The organism is Pseudomonas marincola (assembly GCF_900116605.1).
In the GTDB taxonomy this organism is placed as follows: Bacteria; Pseudomonadota; Gammaproteobacteria; order Pseudomonadales; family Pseudomonadaceae; genus Aquipseudomonas; species Aquipseudomonas marincola.
Genome location: NZ_FPBC01000016.1, coordinates 1 through 15,067, shown reverse-complemented (window position 1 = coordinate 15,067; position 15,067 = coordinate 1). Strand labels below are relative to the sequence as shown.

General features: G+C 56.1%; 16 protein-coding genes. 11 read left to right on the top strand and 5 right to left on the bottom strand.

Going from position 1 to position 15,067, the window contains the following annotated elements; genetic code table 11:
- The first annotated feature begins 110 nt into the window (after nucleotides 1-110).
- Nucleotides 111-1,541, top strand: coding sequence for an exodeoxyribonuclease I (sbcB, locus tag BM395_RS19890; protein ID WP_090515223.1), 1,431 nt, complete (start codon nucleotides 111-113; stop codon nucleotides 1,539-1,541).
- A gap of 174 nt (nucleotides 1,542-1,715) precedes the next feature.
- Here sbcB and mvaT read toward each other — a convergent pair whose 3' ends face one another.
- On the bottom strand, nucleotides 1,716-2,090 hold the full coding sequence (gene mvaT / locus BM395_RS19885) for a histone-like nucleoid-structuring protein MvaT (RefSeq protein ID WP_069902130.1): 375 nt from the start codon (nucleotides 2,088-2,090) through the stop codon (nucleotides 1,716-1,718).
- 366 nt (nucleotides 2,091-2,456) lie between these two features.
- On the opposite strand from mvaT, the gene purU reads away from it, so the two are divergent.
- The 3 genes from purU (at nucleotide 2,457) to BM395_RS19870 (ending at nucleotide 4,064) form a co-directional block, all read left to right on the top strand.
- Nucleotides 2,457-3,308 carry a formyltetrahydrofolate deformylase gene (gene purU / locus BM395_RS19880; protein WP_090515103.1) on the top strand — a complete coding sequence of 284 codons (852 nt, stop codon included), beginning with the start codon at nucleotides 2,457-2,459 and terminating at the stop codon, nucleotides 3,306-3,308.
- A gap of 47 nt (nucleotides 3,309-3,355) precedes the next feature.
- The gene (locus tag BM395_RS19875; RefSeq protein WP_090515101.1) at nucleotides 3,356-3,781 is read left to right on the top strand and encodes a CBS domain-containing protein; all 426 of its coding nucleotides are present in this window, start codon (nucleotides 3,356-3,358) and stop codon (nucleotides 3,779-3,781) included.
- A 91-nt stretch (nucleotides 3,782-3,872) separates the two neighbouring features.
- Entirely contained in the window at nucleotides 3,873-4,064 is a 192-nt protein-coding gene (locus BM395_RS19870; protein WP_090515099.1) for a hypothetical protein, read from the top strand.
- A 69-nt stretch (nucleotides 4,065-4,133) separates the two neighbouring features.
- Here BM395_RS19870 and BM395_RS19865 read toward each other — a convergent pair whose 3' ends face one another.
- Nucleotides 4,134-6,011 carry a methyl-accepting chemotaxis protein gene (locus tag BM395_RS19865; protein WP_090515221.1) on the bottom strand — a complete coding sequence of 626 codons (1,878 nt, stop codon included), beginning with the start codon at nucleotides 6,009-6,011 and terminating at the stop codon, nucleotides 4,134-4,136.
- A gap of 125 nt (nucleotides 6,012-6,136) precedes the next feature.
- Between BM395_RS19865 and BM395_RS19860 the strand changes: the two genes are divergently transcribed.
- Nucleotides 6,137-7,654 carry a helicase HerA-like domain-containing protein gene (locus BM395_RS19860; protein WP_090515097.1) on the top strand — a complete coding sequence of 506 codons (1,518 nt, stop codon included), beginning with the start codon at nucleotides 6,137-6,139 and terminating at the stop codon, nucleotides 7,652-7,654.
- A 52-nt stretch (nucleotides 7,655-7,706) separates the two neighbouring features.
- Here BM395_RS19860 and BM395_RS19855 read toward each other — a convergent pair whose 3' ends face one another.
- Nucleotides 7,707-7,916, bottom strand: a complete 210-nt coding sequence (locus BM395_RS19855; protein ID WP_090515096.1) for a hypothetical protein — start codon at nucleotides 7,914-7,916, stop codon at nucleotides 7,707-7,709.
- A 517-nt stretch (nucleotides 7,917-8,433) separates the two neighbouring features.
- Here BM395_RS19855 and BM395_RS19850 point away from each other — a divergent pair.
- Nucleotides 8,434-9,186, top strand: coding sequence for a FadR/GntR family transcriptional regulator (locus BM395_RS19850; protein WP_069902136.1), 753 nt, complete (start codon nucleotides 8,434-8,436; stop codon nucleotides 9,184-9,186).
- A 54-nt stretch (nucleotides 9,187-9,240) separates the two neighbouring features.
- Here BM395_RS19850 and BM395_RS19845 read toward each other — a convergent pair whose 3' ends face one another.
- Entirely contained in the window at nucleotides 9,241-9,789 is a 549-nt protein-coding gene (locus tag BM395_RS19845; RefSeq protein WP_090515094.1) for a tetratricopeptide repeat protein, read from the bottom strand.
- A gap of 220 nt (nucleotides 9,790-10,009) precedes the next feature.
- On the opposite strand from BM395_RS19845, the gene BM395_RS19840 reads away from it, so the two are divergent.
- The 5 genes from BM395_RS19840 to dsbG all read left to right on the top strand — a co-directional run bounded on the left by BM395_RS19840 (nucleotide 10,010) and on the right by dsbG (nucleotide 14,820).
- Nucleotides 10,010-11,299 carry an NAD(P)/FAD-dependent oxidoreductase gene (locus tag BM395_RS19840; RefSeq protein WP_090515092.1) on the top strand — a complete coding sequence of 430 codons (1,290 nt, stop codon included), beginning with the start codon at nucleotides 10,010-10,012 and terminating at the stop codon, nucleotides 11,297-11,299.
- A 35-nt stretch (nucleotides 11,300-11,334) separates the two neighbouring features.
- Complete coding sequence (locus BM395_RS19835) at nucleotides 11,335-11,892, top strand: helix-turn-helix domain-containing protein (protein WP_090515090.1); 558 nt, start codon at nucleotides 11,335-11,337, stop codon at nucleotides 11,890-11,892.
- Between the two features lie 94 nt (nucleotides 11,893-11,986).
- The gene (locus BM395_RS19830; RefSeq protein WP_090515088.1) at nucleotides 11,987-13,117 is read left to right on the top strand and encodes a M14 family metallopeptidase; all 1,131 of its coding nucleotides are present in this window, start codon (nucleotides 11,987-11,989) and stop codon (nucleotides 13,115-13,117) included.
- 117 nt (nucleotides 13,118-13,234) lie between these two features.
- On the top strand, nucleotides 13,235-14,050 hold the full coding sequence (locus BM395_RS19825) for a TlpA disulfide reductase family protein (RefSeq protein WP_090515086.1): 816 nt from the start codon (nucleotides 13,235-13,237) through the stop codon (nucleotides 14,048-14,050).
- Nucleotides 14,047-14,820, top strand: a complete 774-nt coding sequence (dsbG, locus tag BM395_RS19820; protein ID WP_090515084.1) for a thiol:disulfide interchange protein DsbG — start codon at nucleotides 14,047-14,049, stop codon at nucleotides 14,818-14,820. The genes BM395_RS19825 and dsbG overlap by 4 nt, the downstream gene beginning before the upstream one ends.
- On the opposite strand, the gene BM395_RS23470 is transcribed toward dsbG, so the two are convergent.
- Nucleotides 14,804-15,067: hypothetical protein (locus tag BM395_RS23470; RefSeq protein WP_212633036.1), on the bottom strand; the 264-nt coding region annotated here is incomplete at its 5' end. The two genes, dsbG and BM395_RS23470, sit on opposite strands and share 17 nt — an antisense overlap.

Genomic DNA, 15,067 nt, shown 5'->3' with positions numbered 1-15,067 from the left:
CACAGACGCGCAGTGTGGCGTCTTGCAAGCCTGCTCACAAGCCTTGGCGGCTGGATAACGGTTGGCTTGGCGATGATAAACTGGCCGCGCACTCGCCAAAGGACAATCAAGTGACTTCGAGCATTTTCTGGTACGACTACGAAACCACAGGTATTGACCCACGCCGCGACAGGCCGCTTCAGGTCGCCGGGGTGCGCACTGATGAAAACCTTAATGAAATCGGCGAGCCGCTGAATATTTACTGCCAGCCCAGTGACGATATTCTGCCGCATCCGGCAGCCTGCCTGGTTACCGGTATAACTCCGGCGGTGTTGGCGGAGAAAGGCATGAGCGAAGCCGAGTTCATGACGCGAACGCATGCCGAGCTGTCTTTGCCCGGCACGTGCGGGGCGGGCTACAACAGCTTGCGCTTCGATGACGAGGTCACGCGTTACAGTCTTTACCGCAATTTCTTTGATCCCTATGCCCGCGAGTGGCAAGGCGGCAACAGCCGCTGGGACTTGATCGATATGGTGCGCACCGCCTATGCCCTGCGCCCAGAGGGAATCAACTGGCCACAGGAGGATGGCCGCGTCAGTCTCAAGCTGGAGCGGCTAACGGCGCAAAATGGCATCGATCATGGGCAGGCGCATGATGCGCTGTCCGATGTGCGGGCAACAATTGCGCTCGCGCGGTTGCTGCGCGACAGCCAGCCTAAACTTTATGACTATCTGTATAAGCTGCGCAGCAAACAGCGTGTGCTTGATCAGGTGCAACTTTTAAAACCCGTGGTGCATGTATCAGGGCGTTTTGGCGCTGCACAGCATTACTTGTCGGTTGTATTGCCGCTGGCCTGGCATCCGCGTAATCGCAATGCGTTAATTGTTTGTGATTTACGCAACGATCCGGCACCGCTGCTTAATGAAACGGCCGAAACACTGCGCGAGCGACTTTATACCCGCCGCGATCAACTCAGTGCAGATCAATTGCCGGTGCCGCTCAAGCTTATACACATTAATCGTTGCCCGGTTCTGGCGCCTCTGGGTGTGTTGCGCGAGCAGGATATTCAGCGCGTGGAATTAGACATTTCAGTCTGTGAGGCGCGTACAGCGTTGCTCAGTGACAACCGCACGCAGTGGCAGGAAAAGTTAGCGCTTATATATAGCGAGGAGAATTTCACGGCGACCAGCGATCCGGAGCAGCAGTTGTATGACGGTTTTATTGGAGACCGTGACCGGCGATTGTCTGAACAGGTGCGTAATGCCGATCCGGCTCATTTAGGCCAACAACAGTGGCCCTTCGATGATCAGCGGTTGCCTGAGTTGTTTTTTCGTTACCGCGCCCGAAATTTCCCGGACACGCTTAATGGCGAAGAATTGCAGCGTTGGCAACTATTCTGTCAGCAGCGTTTAACCGATCCCGAACAGGGCGCACCGAATACCCTGGAGGGTTTTAATGCAGCGGCAGACGAGTTGTCGTCTGGCGCCACTGCCGCTCAGTTAGAAGTGTTGAAGGCGTGGCGTGAATATGCGGCGCAGTTGCAGGCTAAATTTGCGCTGTAGGGCTCTGGCGCGGCCTTTATCCTTAATTATAATAAGGTTATAAGGCAATGCAGGATTGTTATAACAATCTGCCACCTGCGTTGTACTTATTTAGCGGTCATAAAAAACGCCAGCAAGGCTGGCGTTAATTTATTGCATCCGCTTTGAATCGGAATGCAGGGCTGTTCGCGAGGCTTAGCCCAGCAGGGTAGCCCAGCTCTCGACAACGTCGGAGCCCCACTTGGCTTTCCACTCTTTCAGCGTTTTGTGGTTGCCACCTTTGGTTTCGATGACATCACCGGTGTTCGGGTTTTTGTATTGCTTAACTTTACGAGCGCGCTTGGTCGTAGTGGTTTTAGCGCCGCGCTGCAGTTTGCCGACTTTAGCTTCCGGGTCGAGCAGGGCGATAATGTCACGCAGGGACTTGGAGTATTCGCCCATCAGGGTGCGCAATTTGCCTTCGAACTCGAGTTCCTTCTTCAGCTTGTCGTCTTGCGACATGTTCTTAAGGCGCTCTTGCAATTCTTTGATGGCTTCTTCTGTAGCGCGGTATTCGTTGATCAGCGACATGGGCTTACCTTGATAAGTAATGTGTAAGACAGCGGAGTATTAGTAATGATAGTCAGGCACTTTTCACAAGTAAACCTGTTTGTTTAAATATTCTTGGCCAAACTGAATTAAAGCTTAATTCACACTTATAAATTACTGATTTTGCATATTCAGGCGAGTTGCTTATTGCCTTGCAATGGCGCAACAGCGTTCAACAGGTTTAGTTCGGTTGGTCTTCGCAGGCTGTTTTCGACTAAATATTACAGCGCCGAGAAATATTCCCTGTCGCGCGGCTGCAAGGCTGTTTAGCGCAGGGGCCTGATGAATACTGCAGTTTTTCCCGAGAGTGGCTAAAATGGCCGACTTTGCCCAGCTCTGGAGTATTTCATGCGCACTTTTCGCCTCGTCATTGCTTGCCCGGACAGGGTGGGGATCGTGGCCAAGGTCAGTAACTTTCTTGCGACCTATAACGGTTGGATAACTGAGGCTAGCCATCACTCGGATAACCAGACTGGCTGGTTCTTCATGCGCCATGAAATTCGTGCCGACTCTTTGCCTTTCGATCTCGACGGCTTTAGTCAGGCTTTTGCGCCAATCGGGCGCGAATTCTCGATGGAGTGGCGGGTTACCGACTCCGAGCAAAAGAAGCGCGTGGTCTTGATGGCCAGTCGCGAGTCACATTGCCTCGCAGACCTGCTGCATCGCTGGCACAGCAACGAGTTGGATTGTGAGATTCCGTGCGTGATCTCCAACCACAACGACCTGCGCAGCATGGTTGAATGGCACGGCATCCCGTTTTTCCATGTGCCGGTTGATCCGCAGAATAAACAGCCGGCCTTCGATCAGGTTGCGCAGCTGGTTGCAGAGCACCAGGCGGATGTCATCGTGCTGGCGCGCTACATGCAAATTCTGCCGCCACAACTGTGCAGCGACTATGCTCAGCGTGTGATCAACATTCATCACAGCTTCCTGCCATCGTTCGTCGGCGCCAAGCCTTACCATCAGGCCTCGATGCGTGGCGTTAAGCTGATCGGCGCGACCTCGCACTATGTAACCGAGGAACTCGATGCCGGGCCGATCATCGAACAGGATGTGGTGCGTGTCAGCCATCGCGACAGCATCGAAGAGATGGTTCGCCTCGGCAAGGATGTTGAAAAAATGGTGCTTTCACGTGGTTTGCGCTACCACTTGGAAGATCGCGTTCTGGTTCACGACAACAAGACGGTAGTGTTCAACTAACTGTTCTGTCGTGCGCCGCCAAGGACGCCCGACAGAGGAGTCAGGCTATGTTGAAGTCAATCAAGGTGCGCGATTACATGACGCGCCATTTGGTGACCTTTCGTGCTGAAACGGATCTGTTCACCGCGATCAACCGTCTGCTTGAGCATCGCATTGCCGGCGCTCCGGTGGTCGATGCCAGCGGGCACCTGATCGGCATGTTGTCCGAGGGGGACTGCCTGCGGGCGATTCTCTCGGGCGCCTACTACGAGTCGATTGGTGGCACGGTAGGCGATCAGATGACGCGTGAGGTTGAAACGGTCTCGCCCGAGGTCGACGTTATCACTGTCTCCCAGCAGTTTCTCGAAGGGCGGCTGGGACGTTTGCCGGTCATTACCGATGGCCGGCTGGTCGGCCAGATCAGCCGCAGCGACGTGCTGCGAGCAGTCAAAGAGTTTGCCCAGCACGAGCAGGGCACGGAATCTGTCGATTAGTTAGGGTGAGCGAACTGGAACTGTCGGCTACGTGTGCCAGTCTGCATACATAGCCATGGACATTTCGGCATGGCATCGCCGAGGGCAAACTATGAACGATCCATTTGAGAAAGCGGTAGCCGTTGCACCCGCGACATTAGGCCAGGGATGCCTGAGCCGTTACGACATAGACGAGTTGAGCGCAGAGGACGGCGCCGATTTCAGTCAGGCCAAAGAGCTGCTGGGCGAGTTGCATGCGCAGGCCGGGCAACCCGCGAATCCGGCTCCCGAGAAAAGTCGCTAAGGCAGCGTAGTAATACCGCAATAAAAAGGGCGCCTGATTGGCGCCCTTGTCTTTACTCGCGTTAGTACCTCAGATACGGAAGCTGTCGACCATGCTCTTCAAACGGGTGGCCTGACTTTCCAGCTCACTGCATGCGCGCAACGTGGCCTGCAGGTTCTCGACGCCTTCCTGATTCAAGGTGTTGATTTCGGTGATGTCCATGTTCAGCGACTCGATGACCGATGTCTGCTCCTCGGTGGCGGTGGCAACGGACTGGTTCATGCCGTCAATGTCGCCGATTCGCAGCGTGACTGCGCCCAGACGCTGGCCTGCCTGATTGGCGATCACCACACTTTCTTCGCTGTAACGCTGGCTTTCGGTCATGGTTAGCACCGATTCGCGCGAGCCGACTTGCAACTCTTCGATCATGCCTTCGATTTCCTGAGCCGACTCCTGTGTGCGATGCGCCAGGTTACGTACCTCGTCGGCGACCACGGCAAAGCCGCGACCGGCTTCACCGGCGCGGGCTGCTTCAATGGCAGCGTTGAGCGCGAGCAGGTTGGTCTGCTGCGAGATGCTTTTGATCACCTCGAGAATCTGGCCGATGTTCACCGTTTTGCTGTTCAGCGCTTCGATATTGGTGCAAGAGGCGCTGATCTTGCTGGACAGATCATTCATCGCGGCGATGGTTTTCTCCACCACCTGACGGCCGTCTTCAGCTTGGCCGCGTGCATCCGAGGCCTGGGTTGAAGCATCCGCTGCGTTGCGGGCAATTTCTTGCGCGGCCGCGCCCAGCTCGTTGATAGCGGCTGCAACACTGTGCGTGCGATTACTTTGCTCATCGGAGTTGAGCATCGAGGAGTTCGAAGCACTCACAACCAACTTGGCCACTTCGTTGACCTTGCTGGTGGCGGATGACACTTCACGGATCGAGCTGTGGATACGCTCGACGAACTGGTTGAAGGCGGTGGCCAGTTGGGCGAACTCGTCGTTGGATTCGATTTTCAGACGCTGCGTCAGGTCACCTTCACCCTTGGCGATGTCCTGCATGGTGCTGGCCATGGTGTTCAGCGGGCGCATCAGCACTTTGATCAGCATGCTCAGCAGCAGAATGATCGCCACCACCGCAATCAGCGTGGCGATGATTGCGGATTGGCGGAACTCGCTGAGCATTGCATAGGCTTTGTCCTTGTCGATCGACAGGCCCAGATACCATTTAACAGACGGCAAACCAGTCACCGGAGTGAAGCTGAAAATGCGCGTTACGCCATCAAGGCTGGCTTCGCTGAAATCAGCGTTGATCGCTGGCGTGTTGCTGGGGTACATCTCGCGTAGTGTCTGATTGACCCGGCTTTTGTCGGGATGAACCAAGATTTTGCCATCGGCGTTGACCAGAAAGGCGTAACCGATGCCGCCCAAATCCAGGGAATTGATCAGGTCGACCAGCACCGACATGTTCAGGTCGCCACCAACTACGCCGCGGTTAATGGCAGGCGCGGCAATTGTGATGATCATGCCGCCGGTTGCCGCATCAATGTAGGGCTCGGTGAGCGTGGTGCCGCCAGCTGCCTGAGCGTCCATAAACCAGGGCCGGGTGCGCGGGTCGTAACCGTCGGGCATTTTGTCGTCGGGGCGCATGGTGAACGCGCCGTCATTGCTACCCAAATAGGTGAAGTCGAAGGTTGAAGTCAGTGCCTTCTGCTCAAGGCGATTGACCAGCGCCTCCTGACCCGAGTCAGTGCTGACCGATTGCGCGACGCTTTCCACCATCAGAATGCGGCCCGACAACCAGTTCTGAATATTGCTCGACGTGACCGCACCCATCTCGCGCAGATAGCTATGCAGGTCCTTGCGGATAGCATTGCGCTGCAAATAATCGTTATAAAGGGTGAACATCGTGAAGGTCGCAATGACCACCAGCGAGGCTGCGATGAGGATCTTGTGGCTGAACTTTAAGTTTTTAGTCATGGTTTCTTGCATCGGTTAGGTTCTGGAACCAGTCTTTAACAAGAATCGTGAAAGTCTGGCCTCGTCAGGCATATGCAGCTATTTCGGCATGCGCATGACAAAGCTTTAACTCAGAGGACGAATGGATGCCTGCAGCAGAGCAATTTGTATTTGGCGCCGATTTAAAGGGCGAGCCCGTTGGCCAGGCATTGCGTCTCGCCAACCGTCACGGCTTGATCGCCGGCGCGACCGGAACCGGTAAAACTGTGACGTTGCAGCGCTTGGTCGAGTGTTTCAGTGACGCCGGCGTGGCGGTCTTCGCTGCGGATATCAAGGGTGACTTGTGCGGCCTTGGCGCCGCTGGAAATCCCAGCGGCAAGATCGCCGAGCGGATTGCCAGCATGCCTTGGCTGAATCACTCCCCGCAGGCTTACCCTGTTACGTTATGGGATGTCGATGGTAAGAGCGGCCACCCGCTACGCACCACGCTGAGCGAAATGGGGCCTTTGCTGTTGGGCTCGCTGCTTGAGTTGACGGACAGCCAGCAGGCTTCGCTCTATGCAGCCTTTAAGGTGGCTGATCGCGAAGGCTTGTTGCTGCTGGACATCAAAGACCTGAAAGCCTTGCTGGCGCACCTCAAAGACAATCCCGAAGTTCTGGGGCAGGACGGTGCGCTGTTTACCAACACCTCTTCGCAGGCATTATTGCGCCGGTTGTCGGCGTTGGAGCAGCAGGGCGCCGAAGCGTTATTTGGTGAGCCGGCACTGCAACTCGAGGATATTCTGCAGAGCACTGCCGATGGCAAGGGGCGTGTGCACCTGATGGACGCCAGCCGTCTGGTGCATGAAGCGCCCAAGGTCTATGCCACTTTTCTGTTGTGGTTGCTGGCCGAGCTATTTGAGCAGTTGCCTGAACGCGGCGATGCCGACAAGCCAGTGCTTGCGCTGTTTTTTGACGAAGCGCATCTGCTGTTTGCCGACACGCCCAAGGCGCTGCAAGAACGGCTCGAACAGGTCGTGCGGCTGATTCGCTCGAAAGGTGTTGGCGTCTACTTTGTCACTCAGTCCCCGGCGGACTTGCCCGATGATGTGCTCGCCCAGTTGGGCTTGCGCATTCAGCATGGCTTGCGTGCTTTCACGGCCAAGGAGCAGAAGTCGCTCCGTGCGGTGGCAGACGGTTTCAGGCCCAACCCCGATTTCGACACGCTCAGTGTGCTGACCGAACTGGGTATCGGTGAAGCGCTGGTGAGCACCATGGAAGAGAAGGGCACCCCGGCGATGGTCCGGCGAGTGGCAATTGCGCCGCCGCAGTCGCGAATCGGGCCGCTGAATGAGGGTGAGCGTGCTGCGCTGATCACCCAGTCGCCGCTGCGCGGTCGCTACGATAAGCCGATTGATCGTGAGTCTGCCTACGAAATTCTCACTCAGCGGGCGAGTGAGGCCAAGGTGCAAGAGCCAGAACTTGGCGCTGCTGCTGAGAAGTCTGCGGCGCCCGGCAAGGGCGAGAAAGCCGAAAAGGGCTTTGCCGATGTGGCGTCTGATTTGTTGGATGGTTTTGCCAGCCAGGCCATGAAGACGGCCGTTCGCCAAGCCGCCAATCAGTTTGGTCGCGAATTGGTGCGGGGCTTTATGGGTTCGTTATTGGGAACCAGGAAAAAGCGCTGATCGCAGTCGCCCAGTCAGAGAATCAAAAGCTCTGACTGGGCGGCGTGAGTTATCAGGGTTTGGCGGCTTCTTTGCTTTGTAGATCTTTCTCGATTTTCTCCAGCTCTTTTTCAAAAGCTTCATCGAGTAAGTTGGACTTTTTCCGCCATGGCTTGCGTTCAGGGTCTGGCTGAGCTGCGTAGGTTGTAACTTCCCCGCCGTATACGTCCTTGTAACGCTTCGCCTGGCGCTCGAGTTCAGCGCGCAGTTCGTCTTTCGTCACGTGATATTCCAATTGTCTGTTAATAATGAAGTGCAGCAATGCTTAGCCGTGTGCATGGCTGCTAATTTCGTGGCAGTTGAAACTGCTCTGATGGTTCTACAGGTTAAATATTAACGAAGTGTGATCCAGTCGAAACACCGGCTAAGTGTTGGACTGAGTATTGCTGATAGCTATTGGCTAGCTTTTATTATTATCGTACCTGCAGCAGAAAAGTCTAGCGTTTAGGGCTATTTCCTCTGCTGAAGCACTCCGTTGAGTTTGGCAAATGACTCGTTGATCAGGCGTAATAGTTTGCTTTTCAAGGCGTCTGCGTCTTCCTCACAGCTGAACAGCAACCCGTTGTTGCCTGTAACAGAATATGTTCAAACAAGAGAACGGGACACATTAACGGCACAAAGCGATGAACGAGTCGGCAAGAGTCATCATACCCTACATTCGGTTGGCCAAAATGACTTTCATCGTACAACTGTCCCGTTATGATTTAACTTCAGTAGTCCGGACCTAGAGAACCTTTGACATGGAACGTCAGAAAATGCTCCCACGCCCACACCGCAAGTACCGCAGCCTGGCCCAGGAACTGGTCGCAGGCTTATCCCAACAAATTCGCGACGGCGAGATAAAACGCGGCGATAAATTACCCACCGAAGCAGTATTGATGGATGAAAATGGCGTAAGCCGTACTGTTGTTCGCGAAGCATTGTCGCGAATGCAGGCAAACGGCTTGGTCGAAACTTGTCATGGTGTTGGTACTTTCGTACTTAATACACCCAGCCCCAGCGGATTGAGAATTGATCCTGCCACTATTGTCAGTTTGCGCGATATGTTGGCCGTACTTGAATTGCGCAATGGCCTTGAAGTCGACTCGGCAGGATTAGCCGCACAACGACGAAACAAGCAACAATTAGAAGATATTCGTGATGCGCTGGATAACTTCAAGAAAAGCGCGAACCAGACCAGCGGAATTCAGGCGTCTGACTTCCAGTTTCACATGCGTATTTGTGAGGCAACTGGGAATAATTACTTCATCGACATCATGCAGCATATTGGTGCGTGCGTGATTCCACGGCTGCAACTTTATTCTGAAGACTTTCAGTTGCATGATCTGAAACTTTCGCTGATCAGCGAATATGATCAAGTTTACGATGCGATTATGCGCCAGGACGCTGAAGCGGCCAAAGCGGCCATGCGTTTGCACTTGATTAACAGCCGAACCCGCTTGCAGAAGGCTTTTGAGTCGAATGCAGAAATCAAGGCTGCAGAAACTGCCTGAGCTTGGCAGGTGATGCAATAACGCCGTGCTCTGAGCACGGCGTTATTGTTGGCCTTAGGGCAGTTTCTTCAGGGTTTCACAACTTTCGCTGTAGCGTGAGTTGCAGGCGCTCTGAAACAACGCTTTAGCTTGTGTTGGGTCACGCGGGACGCCAAAGTCGCCTTTAAGGTACAGCGTGCCGAGGATGTGTTGCGCCATCGGATTGTTGGCGGCTGCCGACTGATTCAGGTACTTGAGCATCTCTTTCTGGTTGGCCATTGCCGGGTCATCGCGGCCGGTGTAGAGGTAAGCCAGACTTACCGCCGCCATCGACTGACCTTTGTCGGCTGCCTGCTTCCACCAATATTCGGCCTGTTTCAAATCCTTCACCGGCTTACCGACAAAGTAACTGCTGCCCAGCTGGAACTGGCTGTTGATGTCGCCCTGCTTGGCGCGCATTTGCAACTGCTCGTATTCGTTCATCTGCTGCGTTGCCGGTGCGTCGCCAGTGGTTGGGGTGTCTGGCGTTTGCGGCTGGTCGCCCTTGCTGCTGCAGCCAGCAACGATCAACAGTGCGGCCACAAGGGCGGCCAGTTTGGCCAGAGGGCCGGTTGCGTATTTCATGTTCTTCCCCTTTCAGCGAGTGAGCGCGACCCGCGAGATGTGAGTGCTGTGTTAATGCGCGTTGAAGTCAGTGAGCATTGGCCGGTTTACAGCGCGCAGGCCATGAATCTACAGACACTGTAACTGACAATAAGTTGGTCGAAGGCGAAAGAACTTGGGTTGATGAAATTTATTGTGTATTTTTTCATGAAAATAACGATATAAAATTTCATGGTGTCCCATGTTCAAGCAATCAGCCCAGCATATCCGCAGCTACTACAGCGCCACTTATCCACAGCCCATGTCGCTGCGGCCCTGCCTTGAAGGCGATGTGCGGGTGGATGTGGTGATTGTCGGTGGCGGCTTCAGCGGTTTGCACAGTGCGTTGCGGCTGGCGCTGGCGGGCAAGCGTGTTGCATTGCTTGAGGCCAGTCGCCTGGCTTGGGCTGCCTCGGGTCGTAATGGCGGGCAAGCACTGCTGGGTTGGTCATGTGATATGCCACCACTTGAGGCGGCGCTGGGTCTGGAGCGTTCCCGGCGGTTGTGGCAAAGCATGTGCTGGGCCGCCGAGGAGCTGCGCGAACTGCCTGCCCGTCATGGTTTTTCAGTGGACTATCAGCAGGGCAGCTTGTGGGCGGCGGTGCAACCGCGGCGGGTGTCACTGCTCGAAGATGCGCTGCAAGAGGCTCAAGACAAATATGCCTACCAGAGCCTGCAACTGATCCGTCGTGATGAGTTGGCAGAATGGATTGGCAGCTCGCGCTATCAGGCTGCGCTGTATGACGCCCAAGGAGCTCATCTGAATCCGCTAAAGCTCGCGCAAGGTCTGGCAGGTGCAATCGAGCAGGCTGGCGGGCAGATTTTCGAGCAAAGCCAGGTATTCGATTACCAGCAGGCTCCAACAGGTTACAGCGTGCGTACCGACAAGGGCCGGGTTGAGGCCGATGTTATGGTGCTGGCGTGCAATGCTTACATCGACCAATTAGACCGTAATCTGTCGCGTCGGGTGCTGCCAGTTGACTCTTATCAAGTCGCCACGGCGCCGCTCGATGAGGCGCTTGCGCACTCGCTGCTGCCACGCAACAGCTGCGTGATCGATAATCAGTTTGTGCCGGACTACTTTCGCCTGACGCCGGATAATCGCCTGCTGTTCGGGGGCGGCTGCACCTACCTCGGCGGGATTCCCAAGGATGTCGCCGCGGCTACGCGACCTTATCTGCAGCGGGTATTTCCACAGTTGCAGGGCGTTGAGATCGACTATGCGTGGGGCGGGCATATTGACTGCACGCTCAAGCGCACGCCGGACATCGGCCGGGAGGGGCAGCGCTATTGGCTGCAGGGTTTCTCCGGCCACGGCATTTTGCCGACGCTGGCGGGCGCACGCGCAGTGACCGACGCGATTCTGGGCAACGATGAATTACTGGCGCTGTATCAGTCGCTGGATAACCCGGCGTTTCCGGGCGGTGGTTTTCTGGCTGCGCCCATCGAAGCGGCTGGCAAGGCGTGGTATCGCCTGCGTGATTTCTTTTGAAAACGCCGGGCGGCCTTGAGGCCAGGAGGGCAGTGATGAGTCAGCTGAATGAGACCGAAGAATTGGCGAAGCTGATTCGCGACCTGCGCAAACACAAGAACCTGACGATTGGCCAACTGGCTGCGAAAATTAATCGCTCGCTCGGCTTTGTCTCGCAAATAGAGCGTGGCCTTTCGCGCCCGACCGTGGCCGACCTCACGGCGATCAGCGAGGCGCTGGGCGTACCCACAACGTATTTCTACAGCCCGGACAAGCCCCGGGAATTGAGCTGGGTGACCAGGCCGGATGAGCGGCGCACTCTGTATTACGCCGGCGGCGTGACCGATGTTCTGGTCTCTCCCTCAATCTCGGCAGGGTTCTCGATGCTTGAGAGCTTTCTTCAGCCGGGCGCGAGCAGTGGCGCCGAACATCTTGATGACAGTTCCGAGCAAGGCGGCTTCGTGTTGGAGGGCGAACTGAGCATCTGGCACAACGACAGCGCCCAGCCTGTCAGCTTAAAACCCGGCGACAGCTTCCAGTTGCCGGCGCATAGCCGGTTTCGCTACGCCAATCAGACAGACTCAGTCACCCGCGTACTCTGGGTGTTCCGCTAGGTGGCGAGTATTGTCCGGGAGTGGGGTATATTTTAACCCTCTACGACTTACGCACGGTGCTGCTTGTCATCGTGGCCGACCATCCGGGGGCAGTATGCAAATCAGTTGTAATTTCGACAGCGGCAACATTGAGGTGATCAACGCCAGCAATCCGCAAGATGTGCAGCTGGCTATCCGCAAAGACCTCAATAGCCATCATTATCAATGGTTTCACTTCAAGGTCGAAGCGTTACAGGTTGGCCTGGCGCATACATTCAACCTGACCAACGCCGGTGGCTCGGCTTATCCCCATGCCTGGGATGGCTATGACGCCGTTGCCTCGTACGATCATATCAACTGGTTTCGGGTGCCCAGCCGGTTTGAGGGCGGCGCACTGAAGTTCGAGCTGACGCCTGCTCAGCCGCAGGTCTGGTTTGCTTATTTCGAGCCGTACAGCCGCGAGCGTCATGCCGCCCTTGTGTGCAAAGCGCTCGAGTTGCCGGGCGTTGAGCTTTGCGCCACGGGCCGCAGTATTGAGGGTCGCAATATCGAACTGTTGCGGGTCAGCCGCAATCCGCAGGCGCAGCGTTCGATCTGGATCATTGCCCAGCAGCATCCCGGCGAGCATATGGCCGAGTGGTTTATGCAGGGCATTATCGAGCGTCTGGGGCAGCGTGATGATGAAGTGTTTAATCAGCTGCTCGACCAGGCCAATTTGTATCTGGTGCCGAACATGAATCCCGATGGCGCCTTTCGCGGGCATTTGCGCACCAACGCCGCCGGCACAGACCTCAATCGCGCCTGGCAATCGGCGAGCACCGAGAAAAGCCCCGAGGTGTTATTTGTGCAGCAGCACATGCGCAATATTGGCGTGGATATGTTTCTGGATATTCACGGCGATGAAGAAATCCCTCATGTGTTCACGGCGGGCTGCGAGGGCAATCCGGGCTACACCCCGCGCCTTGCTGAGCTGGAGAGCACCTTCCGCCAGCGCCTGATCGAGTGCGGGGCGGAGTTCCAAACCGCACACGGTTATCCGCTCGACGAACCGGGCAAAGCCAACACCACATTGGCTTGTAACGCGGTGGGACTGGCTTATGACTGCCTGTCGTTCACCATTGAAATGCCGTTCAAGGATCACCTCGACTCGCCCGACCCGCAGACGGGTTGGAATGGCAAGCGCTCGATGCAGTTGGGTAAAGACGTGCTGACTGTTGCGGCGTCGATGGTCGAGCAGTTGCGCTAGCCGCAAAGCTGCGGCGTTGCGGGAACCAATGCAGGTTATGCGGTTCTGAAGTGCTCAACTCGCCATTGTGCAGTTGCTGAGCCATTCGAAACTGCCGGTTGATCAAAAGGGAATTCAATGTTGAGTGTGAGTCTCGGGCCACTGACGTTAAGCGTGGCTCACTTGTTGATACTCGGCAGCCTGTTGCTGGCAGTTGTGATTGGCTGGTGGGTTGGGCGCAGCAGTGGCAGTAATCCAGAGAGCCAGCTGTTCAGCATCCTGCTTGTCGGATTATTGGTGGCGCGACTGGCATTTGTGTTGCGCTATTTGCCGTTGTTCGCCGATGACCCGTGGGGCGTGCTGGATATTCGCGACGGCGGATTCATCGTCGAACCGGGTGCTTTGGCGGCGTTGGCATTCGGTGTGTGGATACTCTGGCGCAAGCCGAAACTGCGTAAACCGCTGGGCATCGGCATGAGCGTCGGTGTGTTGGTATGGGCGATGGGCAGCATGATGCTCAGTGCATTCGAGCAGGGCACACGCATGCCCGAAGTCGCTTTGCGTGACGCCTCGGGTGCGCCTGTGCAGCTACAGGATTACGTTGGCAAGCCGGTGGTGATCAATCTATGGGCGACCTGGTGTCCGCCGTGCAGGCGAGAAATGCCGGTGCTGGCTGAGGCGCAGGCGGCGAATCCTGAGATCACCTTCCTGTTCGTCAATCAGGGCGAAGGCGCTGAGGAAATTCAGCGCTTTCTCGCGCATAGCAAGCTAGAACTAAATAACGTACTACTCGACAGCGGTGGTCGGCTGGGCCAAAGGGTTGGCTCGATGTCATTGCCTACTACCCTGTTTTACAGCGCGCAAGGACGCCAGCTTGGCAGTCACCTCGGAGAACTCTCCAAGGCGAGCCTGACCCAGGCATTGGAACATTTTGATAAGGACGTACAACCATGAATAACGCATTCACCCTCGCCAAATCGCTGGCCGCGATTGGCATTTTTACCCTCGGCGCCGGGGCTCTGCACGCCGAAGAGTTGCCCGCGGCAATCAAGGCGGTCGAGGCGCGTGGCGCTGAAGTCGTCGGACGCTTCGATGCGCCGGATGGCTTGCAGGGCTACGCCGCCAAGTACAACGGCCAGGGCCTTGCGTTGTACCTGACTAAAGACGGCAAGCACGTATTGCTCGGCACCCTGCTCGACGAGAATGGTCAGGATCTCAGCCAGGCGCCTCTGGAGAAACTGGTCTACGAGCCGCTGGGCAAAGAGATGTGGGCGCGCATGGAGAAGAGCGAGTGGATTGCCGATGGCAAGGACTCGGCGCCGCGCATTATTTATATGTTCAGCGATGCCAATTGCCCCTACTGCAATATGTTCTGGAAACAGGCGCGGCCTTGGGTAGAGTCGGGCAAAGTGCAGTTACGGCACATTATGGTCGGCGTTATTCATGAAGACAGCGAAGCCAAGGCCGCTACGCTGCTGACCTCCAAATCGCCGACAGAGGCGCTCAACCAGCACGAGAGCGCAGGCAAGGCCAGCACCCTGCAGGCGATGGAGAACATCCCCGCCGATATCAAGAAGCAGCTAGACGCCAATCTGGCGCTGATGGACGAAATGGGTGGCCAGGCCACGCCGGCGATTTTCTATCTCGACGAAAAAGGCCGTCTGCAACAACAGCAAGGCGCCCCACGCCCCGATGCCCTGCAAAAAATCATGGGCCCCAAATAATCGCAACGGGTTTTGTGATCGCGGCCAAGGATTCACGACGCAACATGAAAACCAAATTGGTGTGATTTTCGATGCGGAGGATGGAACCCCCAACGGGGTTTCCGTCATGACGATGTTGGGTCGGGCGCGGTGTGGCTTTTGAATCTTGCGTAATTCGCCAATCAACAGCCTGGCCGCGTAATAGCGTTAGGCCGTCATGACGGAAGCCGCTGCGCGGATTCCATCCTCCAGCAAAGAGAAGCTCACA